This is a genomic window from Pedobacter nyackensis (genome assembly GCF_900176505.1).
Taxonomy (GTDB): Bacteria; Bacteroidota; Bacteroidia; order Sphingobacteriales; family Sphingobacteriaceae; genus Pedobacter; species Pedobacter nyackensis.
This window is the reverse complement of the sequence record NZ_FWYB01000015.1, coordinates 85535-100847: the sequence shown is the minus strand read 5'-3', so window position 1 is coordinate 100847 and position 15313 is coordinate 85535. Positions and strand designations below refer to the sequence as shown.

The following is a 15313-nucleotide window of genomic DNA, read 5'->3' as shown; positions in this document are numbered from 1 at the left end:
GAATAAAAAGCAATAGAATATGCTTCTTTATTATTTCTTTTTTTCGATAAACTCTTTGGTGAAGTGTTCTTTATGTTTGGGCTGAGCAAATTTATCGGCATTATAAGACTCAGATTTACCTTTGGGAATAGATAAAGAAACCCATTTTTCGCCACACAGCATTTTTCCTATAAACACCATTTGTCCGATGTGATATGGATAATGAGCAAGTTGTCGATTAATGGCCTCGGTAACCGTATGTCCCATGTTACGTATAAAGATTTCCTTCCCTAAGTCCTCATCTTTTAACGCATATAAAGTATCCAGAAAACACTTCCAGCCATCATTCCAAAGTTCTAGTACAGCAGCTTTAGTAGGAACATCATTATCAAATTCTGTTTCCCTGTTACGCGTCGCCTTCTCTCCGTCCGAAGTCAGGAAGTCCGTCCAGCGCGAAATCATATTACCGGAAAGATGCTTTACAATGGTAGCAATACTATTGCTATCGGCATTATATTGCCAGAACAATTGCGCTTCCGAGACTTGTTCCATTGTCCTTTCGCCCAATATTTTATAATACTCAAATTGCTTTTTAACACTTGATAGGTAATCCGCTTCCATAAATACCATTTTAGGTAAATTAAAATTACGAATTAAAAAAAACAAAAAGGGTTAATTCACAGCCATTCTTTTGGTTCTGGCAATCAGTACCCATGCGAACAGCGCTCCTGTTAAGGCCATTAGCGTGCCCACTGTTACAGGTGAGGTATAACCATATCCTGCCGCCAATGGTAAGCCACCTAAAAACGCCCCTAAAGCATTACCAATGTTGAAACTAGCCTGACTTACAGAAGCAGCCAGCATTTCAGATCCTTTGGCCGTGTTGATCATCAACATCTGAATTGGCGCAGCTAAAGCAAAAGCCACAGCACCGGTAACGAAAGTCATTACCAAAGAAAGCGTTTGATTATCAGAAACAAAATAAACAAAAACCAGCGAAATAGCCATTGTGATTAACAGAGAAACTGAGGCTTTTGCCGGGGAAAATTTATCGGCCAGCTTACCACCTATAAAATTACCTACCAACATACCTAAACCTGCCAAAACAAGGATGTAAGTAATAGAATCAGAAGAAAAACCTGAAACGTCAGTCAGCAAAGGTGCAATATAACTGTACCAGGAGAACAAGCCACCCGTTCCGATTGCGATCATCAGAATGATTAACCAGGCCTCAGGTAATTTAAAAAATCCAAGTTCTTTCTTTAAATCCCTATCCTTGGTTGCCTTCATAACAGGCATCCAAACCTTCAGACTTAAAAGGGTGATTAAACCTACTGCAACAATGATGACAAAGGTGTATCTCCAGGAATAATTGTGGCCAATATAGGTGCCAAGCGGAACCCCGATGACATTGGCAATAGTTAAACCAGCAAACATCAGGGAGACCGCCTGCGCAGCTTTCCCTTTTTCAGCCAGTTTACTGGCAACTACAGATCCCACACCAAAAAAAGCGCCATGAGGCAAGCCTGCAAGTAAACGCGCAATAAACATTGTGCTATAATCCGGAGCAAACGCTGATAATGCGTTGAAAGCAACAAACATCATCATCAAAGCCATTAATATCTTTTTTGGAGGATAACTTCCAGCAATGGCCACTAAAACCGGAGCGCCTATCACCACCCCCAGCGCATAAGCGGAAATCAGATGCCCCGCTTGAGGAATAGTGATCGATAAATCTTTAGCAATATCAGGCAGCAAGCCCATCATCACAAATTCAGTGATGCCAATTCCTAATCCCCCAAGTGTTAGTGCAAGTAAGCTTTTCTTCATTTTGTACGGCAGTTAGTGTAATAAATACACGATGCAAAATTAGGTAATAAATTATCCCCGATTAGTCTTTATTAGGTAAATTTTGCATTCGATATGAATGCTATATAATTACTGGTAAACTATGCAAACTTATCGCGGGACAAAGACAACATGCACTCGTCATTGAGTAGCTGTTGAGTAAGGGATGAATAAGCATTCATTAAGCCTTGGGGTATAGCAAGGGTTAACCAACCCTTACCCAAAGGTTAATCAAGGGTTATCCAAATCTGAGGTAAAACAAAAGAAAACACATCATTGTCAAAGCAAAATTGGATTCAATCTCTAACAGATTATTTTTTTATTAAAACACTATAGCCTGCCCTGTGTTTATTAAGACAAAAGATGTTTTACCTCAATAAAAGAAGTTATGAATTACAGAAAACTAGTTTCCGACCGCTTATCAAATATGTCATATAAACCGACTGATAGTTCTGGCGCAATTGTAGCCTTATTAACCGGACTTGCAGTTGGTGCGGTATTGGGTGTGCTATTTGCCCCTGAAAGCGGTAAAAGAACAAGAGGACGAATTTCCGATAAAGCGTCAGACGCAGCAGGAAACATTAAGGATACCCTTCATACCATGAAGGAACGTATATCTACACAAAAAAATGATTTGGTTGGCCTAAAAGACCGCGTTGTTGACAATATAAAAAGTAAGGCCAATGAGGTATCGCAGGATTTTAAAGACTTCAAAGATGCTAACTTAGGAAAAGTAAAATCAGGCATAAGGGAAGCTGCTGATGAAGCCAATGAGGCTATTCAACATGGCTAAAACAGTAAACTAAAAAATTAAATAAACCAACCAAAGGCTTTCAGGTAAAACGAATTAATCAGTTTTATCTGAAAGCTTTTGATGTTTAAAGAACATTTGTGTGATGGGAATCAATAATACCCCACACAAGGCAAATATGACAAAGGATACCCTTAAATTAAATGCATGCGCCAGGTATCCGATTAACGGTGGACCTAACAGCATTCCTGTAATCGAATAGGTTGCAATGATAGAAATGGCCATTCCCGCAGAATATTTTTTCGATGCGCCAGCCAATGCATACGACATTGGAATAATCGCAGCTGTACCAAATCCTACCAATGAAAAGCCAATCATAGCTGGCCAGAAAAGCGGAAAAACAACAGCAAGACCAATCCCAAAAATGATGCACAATGCACTCATGATATAAGTTTTGGCCATCCCGAAGCGGGCTACAATCAAATCCGAAAGAAATCTTGAGGTCGCCATAAAAGTCATAAAAATCAGATACCCGTAAGTAAAAATTTCCACTTTTATAATCTCCTGGAAGTAAATCCCACTCCAGTCGAACATCCCCCCTTCACATATCGCACAGAGAAAAACAACCATACCCAGGTAAAATATATAGGGATCAGGCTTACTTAGTATGAGTTTGTTCCCCGTCTCCGCACGATCCCCCTTTAGTAAGAATTGATACGAATACAAGGTTACCACAAGCATTACAACGGCAACCACCGCAAAGTGAACGTGTATAGAAACATCCAGCCCCAATAAAAGCGTAGATAACAGAATACCAGCTATTCCGCCTATACTCCAGTATCCATGAAAAGAACCAACGATCTTCTTTTCGAACTGCTTTTGCAAGGTAAGTGCCTGGGTATTTACTGAGATATTAAAAATTCGCGTTGTAAAGGCAAATAAAACCACCGCCACTACTAAAGTAAAAGTATTGTGAGCAAAACCAATAAATGCCAGTGAAAAGGCATTAAGCCCATATCCTACCGTTAATGGAACCCGACTATTGTACTTCGACACCAGCCAGCCAGAAAGCGGTAAACCCAGCAGTGAGCCAATTGGCAATGCCAATAAAATACTCCCTAATTCAGCCTCATTAAAATCAAAAGCGGCTTTAATTGTGGGAATCCTGGAAGCCCAGGTTGAAAAACTTAAGCCCGACATAAAGAAAAACAGACTTAAATAGAAACGGTGTTTTGTTGTAGAAATCATTACAGAGGTATTGCGCCGCAAAGCTAGCAATTCATTCGCTGGTATTTTTTTTAATACTGTCAAACGGGAGTAAATCATTGATTTTTAATACCCATTAGGAATTTAAAAAAAATAAACTAGATTTACAAAAAACTTTAGGGGTGCCTTGCGCTGAGATATACCCTTTGAACCTGATGCAGTTAGTACTGCCGAAGGGAAAAGTAAGAGCAACTCCTTGTTGTTCTTTTTCCATTCCTGCTACAGGCAATCCTATAGTTTTTCTATTTTTTTTTAAATTATGGAAATAACTATAAATCAACAATTACATCAGCTTAAAGACACTTGTTCTGTTGAACAAATGCTTTCTATTGTGCTTTCCGGCGAGGCGAAAGGCATTGCCGTTGCCATCAATCAAACTATTGTTTCTAAATCTGACTGGTCAGGCCATCTTTTAAAAGAAGGCGATCAGGTTATGCTCATAAAAGCCACTCAAGGCGGATAAATCTATAAAAACCAATCCTTCATTATAATTTAAAAATATGAAAACCGAAAAAATTCCAGACGGACAAGTGATCAGCCGTACTCCTTTCCCGGCATCCCGTAAAATACATGTTAAAGGACAACTACACGACATCGAAGTGGCCATGCGTGAAATCAGTTTAAGCGAAACCAAGATACATAACGGTTTCGGATTAACAGAACCAAACCCTCCAGTAACAGTTTATGACACAAGTGGTCCATACACAGATCCTGAAGCAAACATTGACGTAAAACAAGGCTTAAACAGGTTAAGAGAAAAATGGATTACCGACAGACAAGATGTAGACCAACTGGATGAGATTTCATCTGACTACGGACAGCAACGGCTGGCAGATTCGAAACTGGATGTTCTAAGGTTTTCGTACCTAAACAAACCATACAAGGCTAAAGAAGGTATGAATGTATCTCAAATGCACTACGCCAGAAAAGGAATCATTACTGCTGAGATGGAATACATAGCCATTAGAGAGAACCAACGAATTGATCTGTTAAATGAGCAACTGGGCGCACAATACGAGGTAATGAGCCACCAGCACAAAGGTCATAGCTTTGGCGCCAATACCCCTAAAGGTTATATTACCCCAGAATTTGTGAGATCAGAAGTGGCTGCTGGAAGGGCTGTAATACCTTGTAACATCAACCACCCTGAATTAGAGCCAATGATTATTGGCCGCAACTTCCTGGTAAAAATCAATGCCAACATCGGTAATTCGGCAGTTACTTCATCCATTGAGGAAGAAGTAGAGAAAGCCGTTTGGGCATGTAGATGGGGCGCAGATACCATCATGGATCTATCAACCGGCAAAAACATCCACGAAACCCGCGAATGGATCATCCGCAACTCCCCTGTTCCAATTGGTACAGTTCCAATTTACCAGGCTTTAGAAAAAGTAAATGGTAAGGCTGAAGACCTCACCTGGGAATTGTTTAGGGACACCCTGATTGAGCAGGCTGAACAAGGCGTTGATTACTTCACCATTCATGCGGGGGTTTTATTGCGTTATGTACCGCTAACCGCTAAAAGGGTAACCGGAATCGTATCGCGTGGAGGCTCAATTATGGCAAAATGGTGTTTAGCCCATCATAAGGAGAATTTCCTATACACCCATTTTGAGGAAATCTGTGAAATCATGAAGGCTTACGATGTAGCATTCTCACTAGGTGACGGACTTAGACCGGGTTGTATTGCTGATGCCAATGATGAGGCTCAGTTTGGTGAATTGGAAACACTTGGTGAACTGACCAAAATTGCCTGGAAGCATGATATACAAACCATCATTGAAGGTCCCGGACACGTGCCAATGCATTTGATTAAGGAGAATATGGAGAAACAACTTGAGCATTGCTCAGAAGCGCCATTCTATACTTTAGGTCCGCTAACTACGGATATCGCACCGGGATACGACCACATTACATCGGCCATTGGAGCCGCCATGATTGGCTGGTTTGGTACAGCGATGCTTTGCTATGTGACCCCTAAAGAGCACCTGGGCTTACCAAACAAAAAGGATGTGAAAGATGGCGTGATCACTTATAAAATTGCTGCACATGCTGCCGATCTGGCCAAAGGACATCCTGGCGCACAATATCGCGACAATGCCCTGAGTAAAGCGCGCTTTGAATTTAGATGGGAAGATCAGTTCAACTTATCGCTCGATCCTGATACCGCTAAAGAATTCCATGATGAGACATTACCTGCAGATGGTGCTAAAATCGCTCACTTCTGTTCGATGTGCGGTCCCAACTTCTGCTCAATGAAGATAACGCAGGATGTAAGGGAATATGCAGCCAAACAAGGTGTAGATGAGCAGGAAGCACTTCAAAAAGGCATGGCTGCCAAATCTAAAGAATTCACTGAGAAAGGCAGCGAGATATACCTATAAACAAAATAGTTATGAATTTTTAAAAATGAAATTGATCGTTATATCAGACCCTATTTGTTTTGAAGCTGAGGCTAGCTTGATCAACCAGCTTTTCGATGCTGGCATGTCCGTTTTTCATTTAAGAAAACCGCAGACTAACAAGCTAGCCTATGCTAAGCTGATTACGCAGATAGACGAGTGTTATCATGATAGAATCGCTTTGCACCAATTTCATGAGTTGGCCACCAACTTCCCATTGATAAAACGACTGCATTATCCGGAATGGCTTAGAAAGACTATTGCAGAGGAAACTGAACACCATAAGCAAGCAATCATTAAAAGCACATCCATCCATGATTTAAAAGACATGAATCAGTTACGGGGATTTGATTACACCTTTTACGGGCCTGTGTTTAATAGTCTTTCCAAACCAGGATATGCTGGCGTAGCTCATGCTGACCTGGTGCTCCCGGAGCATAAAAACGCTTGTAAAATCATTGCCCTCGGTGGAATAGATGCTAAAAAAATCCAGCAGGTAAAGCACATGGGCTTTGATGGACTGGCAGTACTAGGCGCCATATGGAATAATAAACAACTAACATTAGAAAGTTTTACATCCCTGATAAACAGAAATATTAAAAAATCGAATTAAAGTATATAATTAACACAAATGATAACTATAGCTGCAGATAGACCTTATGTGATGAGCATTGCCGGATTTGATCCGACTGCAGGTGCAGGACTTTTGGCCGACATTAAATGTTTTGAACAACATGAGGTCTATGGCTTTGGGATTTGTAGTGCTTTAACCGCACAAACAGACCAGTCATTTCTTAAAAACAACTGGTTAAGTGCAGAGCAGATTAACGATCAAATGATGCCTTTACTGCATCGCTTCGAAATATCAGCTGTTAAAATCGGACTCATTAAAAGTATAACCGTATTACTGGAAGTGTTAGCCAACCTTAAAAAACGTGCACCAAACATCAGGATTGTAATGGATCCGGTTTTGAAAGCCAGCGCAGGCTATGAGTTTCATGATTGGGAAGATGGATTAAAGCAACTGCGGCCTGTTTTAAAGCAAATTGACCTCATCACCCCAAATTACCCTGAAATGCTAAGTCTGGGGGGAAAAACTGAAGTATTTGAAACAGCAAGAGCCTGGGCTGCCTATTGTCCGGTGCTACTTAAAGGGGGCCATCTGGAAGCTAATATCGGTACCGATTATTTATTTGAACACGGACAATTACATGAATTAAAGCCTGATGTTACTAACATCCACCAAAAACATGGATCAGGCTGCGTTTTATCTGCAGCAATAACAGCAAAACTGGCCCTGGGACTAAGCTTGTCGGACGCCTGCATACAGGCTAAAAAGTATGCTGAACAATTTTTAAATAGTAACAACACCCTTTTGGGGTACCATAAGTTATGATAGACAAACTACACTATATATCCCAATCTCCTACCGGCGGTTCTCATTTAGCGGCCATTGAAAAGGTTTTACTTGCAGGCGGTAAATGGATACAACTAAGGGTTAAAAACCAAACGGAGACTGAAGTATTGTCATTGGCCCGCGCAGCTGCTTTATTATGTAAAACACATGGTGCCAAACTGATTGTAAACGATTACCCTCAGATTGCTTTAGAAGCAGCTGCACATGGTGTGCATTTAGGCCTGGATGATATGCCTATAGCCGAAGCAAGAGCACTTGTCGGGCCTGAGATGATCATCGGAGGAACAGCGAACACTTTTGCTCATATACAGCAAAGAGCGAATGAAGGTGCTGATTATATCGGATTGGGTCCTTTCCGTTTTACCACAACCAAACAGAATTTAAGTCCGGTAATTGGCCTGCAGGGATATATTGATTTGATGGAACAAGCCCATAAAGCTGGTATCCAAATCCCATTTATTGCCATTGGTGGGATTGAATTGGCTGATATTCCTTTGCTCATGCAGACAGGAATACATGGCATAGCTATTTCCGGAGCGTTAACCAATCAGCCTGATTTGCTGCAACAAATGACTTCAACCCTAAATTAAAACCTTATGTTAAAGATAGCAGACAAAATATTTAACTCCCGACTGTTTACTGGCACCGGAAAATTCAGTTCATCCTTAAAAATGGAAGAAGCCCTACTGGCTTCAGGTTCCGAACTGGTTACAGTAGCCCTAAAAAGAGTCGACATCAATGATAATCAGGACGATATTTTAACTCATTTAAAGTATCCCCATATCAATTTACTACCCAATACATCAGGGGTAAGAAATGCAAAAGAAGCAGTTTTTGCTGCACAAATGGCTCGGGAAGCACTGGAAACCAATTGGATTAAGCTTGAAATCCACCCCGACCCCAAATACCTGATGCCTGATCCTATTGAAACCTTAAAAGCAACTGAAGAACTCGCTAAACTAGGCTTTATTGTATTGCCATACATCCATGCAGATCCGGTTTTATGTAAACGGCTGGAAGATGTAGGAACGGCAGCTGTAATGCCCTTAGGCGCGCCAATAGGTAGTAATAAAGGGCTTAAAACAATCGACTTCCTTGAAATCATTATCAGCCAAAGTAACGTCCCGGTAATTGTTGATGCCGGTATCGGCGCACCGTCTGATGCGGCCAAGGCTATGGAAATTGGAGCAGATGCCGTATTGGTGAATACGGCCATAGCGGTTTCCGGAAATCCTGTACTAATGGCTGAAGCATTTAAAATTGCTGTTCAGGCGGGCAGAATGGCTTATGAAGCAAAACTGGGAGCTGTTGGTTTACATGCCGCAGCGAGCAGTCCACTCACTTCTTTTTTAAACGATTAAGGCATTCACAACAATTCTCTTTCATTAATCAATTTAGGATGGCAAGTTTTAACGACATTTTTGACCAATACAGCTGGGAAGACACCAGTAAAAGCATCTATAGCAAGACCAGTGTAGATGTTGAACGTGCTTTGCTGACCTCAAAACGTACATTAGAGGATTTTAAAGCCCTGATATCCCCTGCCGCGGCCCCTTACCTCGAACAGATGGCACAAATCAGTCAAGCTTTAACTTTAAAGCGTTTTGGCAAGGTCATACAGATGTATGTCCCACTCTACCTGTCTAACGAATGCAATAACATCTGTACCTATTGCGGTTTCAGTTATGACAATAAAGTACGTCGCAAAACCCTCTCCCCAATGGAAATCATGCAAGAGGTTGCTGCAATTAAGGAAATGGGCTACGACCATGTTTTATTGGTTACAGGTGAAGCGAACCAGACCGTGCATACCGACTACTTTAAAAAAGTATTGGAATTGATCAGACCACATTTTGCTCATATTTCTATGGAAGTGCAGCCTTTGGATCTTGGCGATTACGAAGAATTGAGGCCCTACGGTTTAAATACCGTCCTGGTATATCAGGAAACCTACCATCAGGAAGATTATAAAAAACATCACCCAAAAGGCAAGAAGTCGAACTTTAATTACCGACTGGAAACACCTGACCGACTGGGACAAGCCGGCATACATAAAATGGGATTAGGCGTTTTAATTGGTCTGGAAGACTGGCGTACGGATTCGTTTTTTACAGCCCTCCATTTGAACTACCTGGAGAAAAAATACTGGCAAAGCAAATACAGCATCTCTTTCCCAAGATTGAGACCATTTAGTGGCGGACTGGAACCAAAAGTCGCCATGAGCGACAGAGAACTCGTCCAGCTGATCTGCGCCTACAGGTTATTTAATGAAGAAGTAGAGCTCTCTATTTCTACTAGAGAATCCAATGCATTCAGAGATAATGTCATTAAACTAGGCATTACCTCAATGAGTGCGGGCTCAAAAACCAATCCGGGCGGTTATGCCGTCGCTCCACAATCGCTGGAGCAGTTCGAGATTTCGGATGAACGCAGCGCCACAGAAATAGATGAGATGATAGCCGCTCAAGGTTATGAGGCAGTTTGGAAAGATTGGGACAATAGTCTGGTTTAAACGAAATAAAGCAAAATGAACGCATCAGATTTAAAACGGTATGACAGACAAATCATACTTCCCGAAATAGGAATTGAAGGTCAGCGTAAACTAAATAATGCAAGCATATTGGTTGTTGGTGCCGGTGGACTGGGCAGTCCGCTACTGCTTTACCTCGCAGGTGCCGGTATTGGGCATATTGCGATTGTAGATCATGACATCGTTGATGAAAGCAATCTACAGCGGCAGATCCTGTACAACATGACCGATATAGGCAAAAACAAAGCGAATGTTGCGGTAGACAAGCTTAGACTTTTCAATCCGGATATTCAATATACTGCTTACCCCCTCAAGCTTAGTCCCGATAACGCAGCAGAACTGATCGGGCAGTACAGCCTTATTATTGATGGCTCCGACAACTTCCCTACCCGGTATCTGGTTAATGATACCTGTGTTGCCCTAAACAAACCATTAGTTTTTGGATCTATCTTTCAGTTTGAAGGACAGGTATCTGTTTTCAATTATGAAGGCGGCCCTGATTATCGTTCTATCTACCCCGAACCACCCTTACCTGATCAACTTACAAATTGCGGTGAAAGTGGTGTAATTGGGACCTTACCTGGTATAATTGGCAGCTTAATGGCCAATGAGGCTATCAAAGTAATTTGCCACTTTGGCGAAGTTCTCTCCGGACAACTACTCATTTTCAACGCATTAAACAACAACACACAGCTTTTTAGATTTAGTACTCCACCTAAAAAACCACTTTCAAACAGCGCAAAAAACGGACATAAAACCAAGTACACCAGCATTAACATCGAGGATCTCGGAGTATGGAAGGTTAATAATATCCAGTATCAGCTTATTGATGTGCGGGAAGCCTATGAATATGAAGAATACAATATTGGTGGTTGGAATATCTCTTTATATGATTTAAATGATCATTTGAACGATCTATTACCCCAACAAAGACTGGTGCTCTGCTGTTCGGCCGGTACCAGAAGTAAAATAGCGGTTCAGTTGCTTAGAGATAAGTTTGAGGGACTGCTGTTCACCTTAATTATTCCTTCAAAATCAATTCAATCTGTTTAATTCAAAAAAAAAATAAAAAAAACGCATATATTTTTACCAACCTATAAAATTTTCCGCATAGACTTACAATAATTTAAACCTTAAATAAATTATTAACCAGAAAAATGTTGCTGTGATTATGGAAAAAATTATCCCAAACAAAGAGTTACTACCAAAAAAGTACAAGATTCAGGAGTGTATCGATAATTTAAAAAAGAATGAGTACAGGATAGTGCTCAGGTCAATACCCAACATCATTGGAAAAGGAATAAGCACATTCTACAACTACAGGGATATACTGATCGATGACAAAGAGGATATCCCCTTTAAAATTGCCAGAAAACTTGAAATTTTGTTCGGATTGGAAAATGGAGGATTGGAAACGAAAAAAACAAAAGGGAAACATTACTTACAAATCATCGAAGAACATAGAAAACGACAATAGATTACTACCTTTGTAAAATGATAGCAATAGGACAATACAACGACCTTAGAATTATAAAGAAAACTGAAGAGGGTCTGATTTTAACAGAAGGTGAAAAAGAGGTATTACTTCCCTATGTTGATGTTCCTCAAAATGCTGAAATAGGTGAAAACCTAAATGTTTTTGTATATGTGCAGAAAGATGGCAGACTTCAGGCCACGACTAAAAAGCCATTAGCTTGTGTAGGTGATTTCGCTTACCTGACTGTTGTTGATGAAACTGAAGATGGTGGTGCCTTTATGGACATTGGCCTAGGTAAGGATATTTATGTACCTAAACGTGAACAGAAACGCCCAATGTTTAAAGGCGACAAACATGTGGTATATGTATTCTTAGATGAAAGCAATGACCGTATGCTGGCTTCTTCCAAGCTTGTAAACTTTGTTGAAGAAGAAGACATTGACCTTGAAGAAGGTGATGAAGTAAGCTTGTTAATCGTTGATCGCTCTGACCTGGGCTATAATGCCATTATTGACAATAAATATATCGGACTTTTATATACCAACGAATTATTTGATGAATTGAACCCGGGCGAGATGCGTAAGGGCTGGATTAAAAAGATTCGTGTGGAAGGCAAAATAGATCTGAGCTTACAGCCTATGGGCTATGGACATATCCTTGAAACAAAAGATGTGCTACTTGCCGAGCTGAAAGATTGTGGTGGTGTAATTTCATTGGGAGATAAAAGTACTCCGGATGATATCTATCACCGTTTTAAAATCAGCAAAAGCGCATTTAAAAAAGCAATTGGTGGCCTATACAAAGAAAGATTGATTACCATTTCTGATCATGAGATCAAACTATTTGTAGATACAGAAGCAGAATAGGCTTTTCAGCAAAACATAAAAAATCCCGTTAGACAATGCTTAACGGGATTTTTTTCGTTTTAATGGATCTTGTTAGATGTTCTTTTTCTTCAGCTCTTTTACTGCGTAATCGCATGCGCGGGCAGTTAAAGCCATAAAAGTTAAAGAAGGATTCTGACATGCAATAGATGGCATACAAGAGCCGTCGGTAACAAATACATTGTTTACCTCATGCATCTGATTCCATTTATTTAATACCGATGTTTTCGGATCGTTACCCATTCTGGCAGTACCCATTTCATGGATAGCCATTCCAGGATAACAACCATTATCATAAGTCTTGATATTCTTCATACCAGCAGCTTCAAGCATTTCAGCCGCGTCGTTCATCATATCCTTACGCATTTTCTGCTCGTTCTCCTTGTATTCGCAATCAATAGCCAATACCGGCTGCCCCCATTTGTCCTTCTTGGTCTTATCGATATACACCTTATTCTCGTAGTAAGGAAGCATCTCACCAAAACCACCCAAGCCCATGCTCCAGGAACCCGGAGTGCTCATTTTTTCTTTAAAATCATTACCAAAGGCAAGTTCGGCAATATCACTTTGCCAGTTTTTACGACTTGCGCCGCCCTGGTAACCAAATCCGCGCAGGTAATCACGTTTATCACTACCCACATTCTGGTACCTTGGAATGTAAATGCCATTAGCCCTGCGACCAAAAGTATATTTGTCTTCAAAGCCTGGAGCATCACCCGATGCACCGCAACGGAAATGGTGATCCATTAAGTTATGTCCCAACTGACCGCTGCCATTTCCTAAACCATTAGGATGCGCTTCGGAAGTAGAATTTAGTAAAATAAAGGTTGAACCTAAAGTAGACCCATTTACGAAAACGATCTTTGCATAAAACTCCATTGTTTGGTTCGTTTCTGCATCGATTACCATTACGCCCTTCGCTTTTTTAGTATTCTTATCATAAATGATATGGTTTACAATTGAGTACGGTCTTAATGTCAATCTTCCTGTAGCTTCAGCTGCTGGCAATGTAGAAGACTGGGTGCTGAAATAAGCGCCAAAAGGACAACCACGACTACATAAATTTCTATACTGGCAATTACCACGTCCTTTATGCGGAACGGTTAAGTTGGCTACACGACCGATAGTCATGATCCGCGTTCTTTTATAATGTTCCTCTATACGCTTTTTAACAGATTTCTCTACACAGTTCAGATCCATTGGCGGTAGGAACTGGCCATCAGGTAATAAGGGCCAGTTTTCTGCTTGTCCGCTGATACCTGCAAAGCGCTCGGCATAATCATACCACGGCGCAAGATCTTTATAACGGATCGGCCAGTCGTTACCATGACCGTCTTTCGCATTATCTTCAAAGTTATGATCACTTAGGCGGTAACTCTGACGACCCCACATTAATGATTTCCCACCAACATGAAACCCTCTGTACCAATCAAAACGTTTATCTTCTGTATATGGACATTCTAAATCGTTTACCCACCACTTCTCATTAGCTTCCTGATAAGGATAATCTCTTTTCTGAACCGGATGAGTTCTTTTTTGCTCTTCAGTAAGCTTATTGGCATGCTTCAATTCCCAGGGATCTTTCATTGCAGAATCGTAATCCTTTACGTGCTCAATGTTCATTCCACGCTCCAGCATCAACACCCTTAACCCCTTCTCCGTCAACTCCTTTGCGGCCCAACCACCACTAATTCCCGATCCTACTACAATAGCATCGTATGTATTTTCTTTTTTTAAATCTGTATTTATATTCATGATTTACTTATTCCTTAATATTAAAACGTTAACTGGCCCATGATTTCTGTCCGGACTTCAGATCTGTAGCACCATCGTAACGGCCGGGTATCGCGATATACTCACGCGATTGCGTACAACCAATTTCTGAAGCATAATAGCCCAGTATGGTCAGATCTCTCGCTAAAACAAAGAAATAAGGCACACTTCTTTTTGCTGCTTTATCTGCTTTTATTTTTTCGATGGTTTCCGTTCTCATGTTGCCTACCAATTGTTCACGTTCTTGTACGGTAAGGGATAAGAAATCTTTATTAAAGTCTTTTAATGATTTTGCCTCCATGTCTTTCAAACCTTCTGCAAAAGCCATTTGCATCTTAGCAGGATAGCAATCGGTAATCATCATTGGGATGAAACTACCTAATCCGGCAGCTTTGGCACCACCGGCATCTTTTGTAGGAGGAATAATAATATCTGCAAACTCCGCCAATATTTTTTCCTGATCCGCAGAAAATGAAATTGAGTTTTTCTCATTTTCCGGAAGGGTAAAACTTTGAAATAAAACACCAAAGGTTGTTGCCGAAATTGCAGTTCCGAGCAAGACCGCGGTATTTTTAAGCGCTTCTCTTCTGTTCATTGTTCTTTTTTGATTTATTGTGTGGTTAAATTGTGTGTTTATATTTTGGCACTAAATGAGGTACTGAAATTAGGAGTAATTTATCAATATTCAAAATTGACCGCTCTACTCAAAAGGGGTCAAAATTAACCGTTCTACTCTAAGGCGCCATTAATTTGCTCCTGAAAAAGGAGCAAAAGAAAGCTATGCCTTTTCGCAGAAGGTAAATTTTGTTTCAATAACTGCAAAGAGAATGGAGCAAAATTTTGTGCAGAAGGTAAATTTTGTCTCTATAGCATGGTGACCGGAGATGGTGGGGACAACATGATGGGACCTAGGAACAACAAAGGATGTTACTTAAATAGTTTGATGATTTATTAGAACAGTTTTCTAAAAAGAAAATATGCCTTTT

16 protein-coding genes and 1 riboswitch are annotated in these 15313 nt (G+C 40.6%); of the genes, 11 read left to right on the top strand and 5 right to left on the bottom strand.

Annotated elements, in window-relative coordinates:
• Positions 1 to 30 precede the first annotated feature (30 nt).
• Both B9A18_RS20695 and B9A18_RS20690 read right to left on the bottom strand, forming a co-directional pair.
• Positions 31 to 600 (bottom strand): DUF1572 family protein, encoded by a 570-nt coding sequence (locus B9A18_RS20695; RefSeq protein WP_084291504.1) that lies wholly within the window; start codon positions 598 to 600, stop codon positions 31 to 33.
• Between the two features lie 51 nt (positions 601 to 651).
• Positions 652 to 1809 (bottom strand): MFS transporter, encoded by a 1158-nt coding sequence (locus B9A18_RS20690; RefSeq protein ID WP_084291455.1) that lies wholly within the window; start codon positions 1807 to 1809, stop codon positions 652 to 654.
• A gap of 406 nt (positions 1810 to 2215) precedes the next feature.
• On the opposite strand from B9A18_RS20690, the gene B9A18_RS20685 reads away from it, so the two are divergent.
• Positions 2216 to 2620 (top strand): YtxH domain-containing protein, encoded by a 405-nt coding sequence (locus B9A18_RS20685; RefSeq protein ID WP_084291454.1) that lies wholly within the window; start codon positions 2216 to 2218, stop codon positions 2618 to 2620.
• 54 nt (positions 2621 to 2674) lie between these two features.
• Here the strand turns inward: B9A18_RS20685 and B9A18_RS20680 are convergent, their stop codons facing one another.
• Complete coding sequence (locus B9A18_RS20680) at positions 2675 to 3826, bottom strand: MFS transporter (protein ID WP_084291503.1); 1152 nt, start codon at positions 3824 to 3826, stop codon at positions 2675 to 2677.
• A 126-nt stretch (positions 3827 to 3952) separates the two neighbouring features.
• A riboswitch (TPP riboswitch) is annotated at positions 3953 to 4040 on the top strand.
• A 63-nt stretch (positions 4041 to 4103) separates the two neighbouring features.
• On the opposite strand from B9A18_RS20680, the gene thiS reads away from it, so the two are divergent.
• The 10 genes from thiS (at position 4104) to B9A18_RS20630 (ending at position 12536) form a co-directional block, all read left to right on the top strand.
• Positions 4104 to 4307: a sulfur carrier protein ThiS gene (gene thiS, locus B9A18_RS20675; protein WP_084291453.1), complete on the top strand. Its 204-nt coding sequence runs from the start codon at positions 4104 to 4106 to the stop codon at positions 4305 to 4307.
• Between the two features lie 37 nt (positions 4308 to 4344).
• Positions 4345 to 6228 (top strand): phosphomethylpyrimidine synthase ThiC, encoded by a 1884-nt coding sequence (gene thiC / locus B9A18_RS20670; protein WP_084291452.1) that lies wholly within the window; start codon positions 4345 to 4347, stop codon positions 6226 to 6228.
• A 25-nt stretch (positions 6229 to 6253) separates the two neighbouring features.
• Positions 6254 to 6859 (top strand): thiamine phosphate synthase, encoded by a 606-nt coding sequence (locus tag B9A18_RS20665; protein ID WP_084291451.1) that lies wholly within the window; start codon positions 6254 to 6256, stop codon positions 6857 to 6859.
• 18 nt (positions 6860 to 6877) lie between these two features.
• Positions 6878 to 7642 (top strand): hydroxymethylpyrimidine/phosphomethylpyrimidine kinase, encoded by a 765-nt coding sequence (locus B9A18_RS20660; protein ID WP_084291450.1) that lies wholly within the window; start codon positions 6878 to 6880, stop codon positions 7640 to 7642.
• The gene (locus tag B9A18_RS20655; RefSeq protein ID WP_084291449.1) at positions 7639 to 8253 is read left to right on the top strand and encodes a thiamine phosphate synthase; all 615 of its coding nucleotides are present in this window, start codon (positions 7639 to 7641) and stop codon (positions 8251 to 8253) included. Before B9A18_RS20660 ends, B9A18_RS20655 begins: the two co-directional genes overlap by 4 nt.
• 6 nt (positions 8254 to 8259) lie before the next feature.
• A complete protein-coding gene (locus B9A18_RS20650; protein WP_084291448.1) occupies positions 8260 to 9024 on the top strand; it encodes a thiazole synthase in 765 nt (254 codons plus the stop codon).
• Positions 9025 to 9062: 38 nt separating this feature from the next.
• The gene (gene thiH / locus B9A18_RS20645; RefSeq protein ID WP_084291447.1) at positions 9063 to 10175 is read left to right on the top strand and encodes a 2-iminoacetate synthase ThiH; all 1113 of its coding nucleotides are present in this window, start codon (positions 9063 to 9065) and stop codon (positions 10173 to 10175) included.
• A gap of 15 nt (positions 10176 to 10190) precedes the next feature.
• On the top strand, positions 10191 to 11246 hold the full coding sequence (locus B9A18_RS20640; RefSeq protein WP_084291446.1) for a ThiF family adenylyltransferase: 1056 nt from the start codon (positions 10191 to 10193) through the stop codon (positions 11244 to 11246).
• Between the two features lie 118 nt (positions 11247 to 11364).
• Complete coding sequence (locus B9A18_RS20635; RefSeq protein WP_084291445.1) at positions 11365 to 11670, top strand: hypothetical protein; 306 nt, start codon at positions 11365 to 11367, stop codon at positions 11668 to 11670.
• 17 nt (positions 11671 to 11687) lie between these two features.
• Positions 11688 to 12536, top strand: a complete 849-nt coding sequence (locus B9A18_RS20630) for a CvfB family protein (RefSeq protein WP_084291444.1) — start codon at positions 11688 to 11690, stop codon at positions 12534 to 12536.
• Positions 12537 to 12608: 72 nt separating this feature from the next.
• On the opposite strand, the gene B9A18_RS20625 is transcribed toward B9A18_RS20630, so the two are convergent.
• Positions 12609 to 14309, bottom strand: coding sequence for a GMC oxidoreductase (locus tag B9A18_RS20625; RefSeq protein WP_200816416.1), 1701 nt, complete (start codon positions 14307 to 14309; stop codon positions 12609 to 12611).
• 28 nt (positions 14310 to 14337) lie between these two features.
• Positions 14338 to 14922, bottom strand: a complete 585-nt coding sequence (locus B9A18_RS20620; RefSeq protein ID WP_084291442.1) for a gluconate 2-dehydrogenase subunit 3 family protein — start codon at positions 14920 to 14922, stop codon at positions 14338 to 14340.
• Positions 14923 to 15313 lie beyond the last annotated feature (391 nt).

Excerpts from the sequence above, each read along its gene's own strand:
- B9A18_RS20695 (WP_084291504.1), bottom strand. The coding sequence starts at position 600 with ATGGAAGCGGATTACCTATCAAGTGTTAAAAAGCAATTTGAGTATTAT.
- B9A18_RS20690 (WP_084291455.1), bottom strand. The coding sequence starts at position 1,809 with ATGAAGAAAAGCTTACTTGCACTAACACTTGGGGGATTAGGAATTGGC.
- B9A18_RS20685 (WP_084291454.1), top strand. The coding sequence starts at position 2,216 with ATGAATTACAGAAAACTAGTTTCCGACCGCTTATCAAATATGTCATAT.
- B9A18_RS20680 (WP_084291503.1), bottom strand. The coding sequence starts at position 3,826 with ATGATTTCTACAACAAAACACCGTTTCTATTTAAGTCTGTTTTTCTTT.
- thiS (WP_084291453.1), top strand. The coding sequence starts at position 4,104 with ATGGAAATAACTATAAATCAACAATTACATCAGCTTAAAGACACTTGT.
- thiC (WP_084291452.1), top strand. The coding sequence starts at position 4,345 with ATGAAAACCGAAAAAATTCCAGACGGACAAGTGATCAGCCGTACTCCT.
- B9A18_RS20665 (WP_084291451.1), top strand. The coding sequence starts at position 6,254 with ATGAAATTGATCGTTATATCAGACCCTATTTGTTTTGAAGCTGAGGCT.
- B9A18_RS20660 (WP_084291450.1), top strand. The coding sequence starts at position 6,878 with ATGATAACTATAGCTGCAGATAGACCTTATGTGATGAGCATTGCCGGA.
- B9A18_RS20655 (WP_084291449.1), top strand. The coding sequence starts at position 7,639 with ATGATAGACAAACTACACTATATATCCCAATCTCCTACCGGCGGTTCT.
- B9A18_RS20650 (WP_084291448.1), top strand. The coding sequence starts at position 8,260 with ATGTTAAAGATAGCAGACAAAATATTTAACTCCCGACTGTTTACTGGC.
- thiH (WP_084291447.1), top strand. The coding sequence starts at position 9,063 with ATGGCAAGTTTTAACGACATTTTTGACCAATACAGCTGGGAAGACACC.
- B9A18_RS20640 (WP_084291446.1), top strand. The coding sequence starts at position 10,191 with ATGAACGCATCAGATTTAAAACGGTATGACAGACAAATCATACTTCCC.
- B9A18_RS20635 (WP_084291445.1), top strand. The coding sequence starts at position 11,365 with ATGGAAAAAATTATCCCAAACAAAGAGTTACTACCAAAAAAGTACAAG.
- B9A18_RS20630 (WP_084291444.1), top strand. The coding sequence starts at position 11,688 with ATGATAGCAATAGGACAATACAACGACCTTAGAATTATAAAGAAAACT.
- B9A18_RS20625 (WP_200816416.1), bottom strand. The coding sequence starts at position 14,309 with ATGAATATAAATACAGATTTAAAAAAAGAAAATACATACGATGCTATT.
- B9A18_RS20620 (WP_084291442.1), bottom strand. The coding sequence starts at position 14,922 with ATGAACAGAAGAGAAGCGCTTAAAAATACCGCGGTCTTGCTCGGAACT.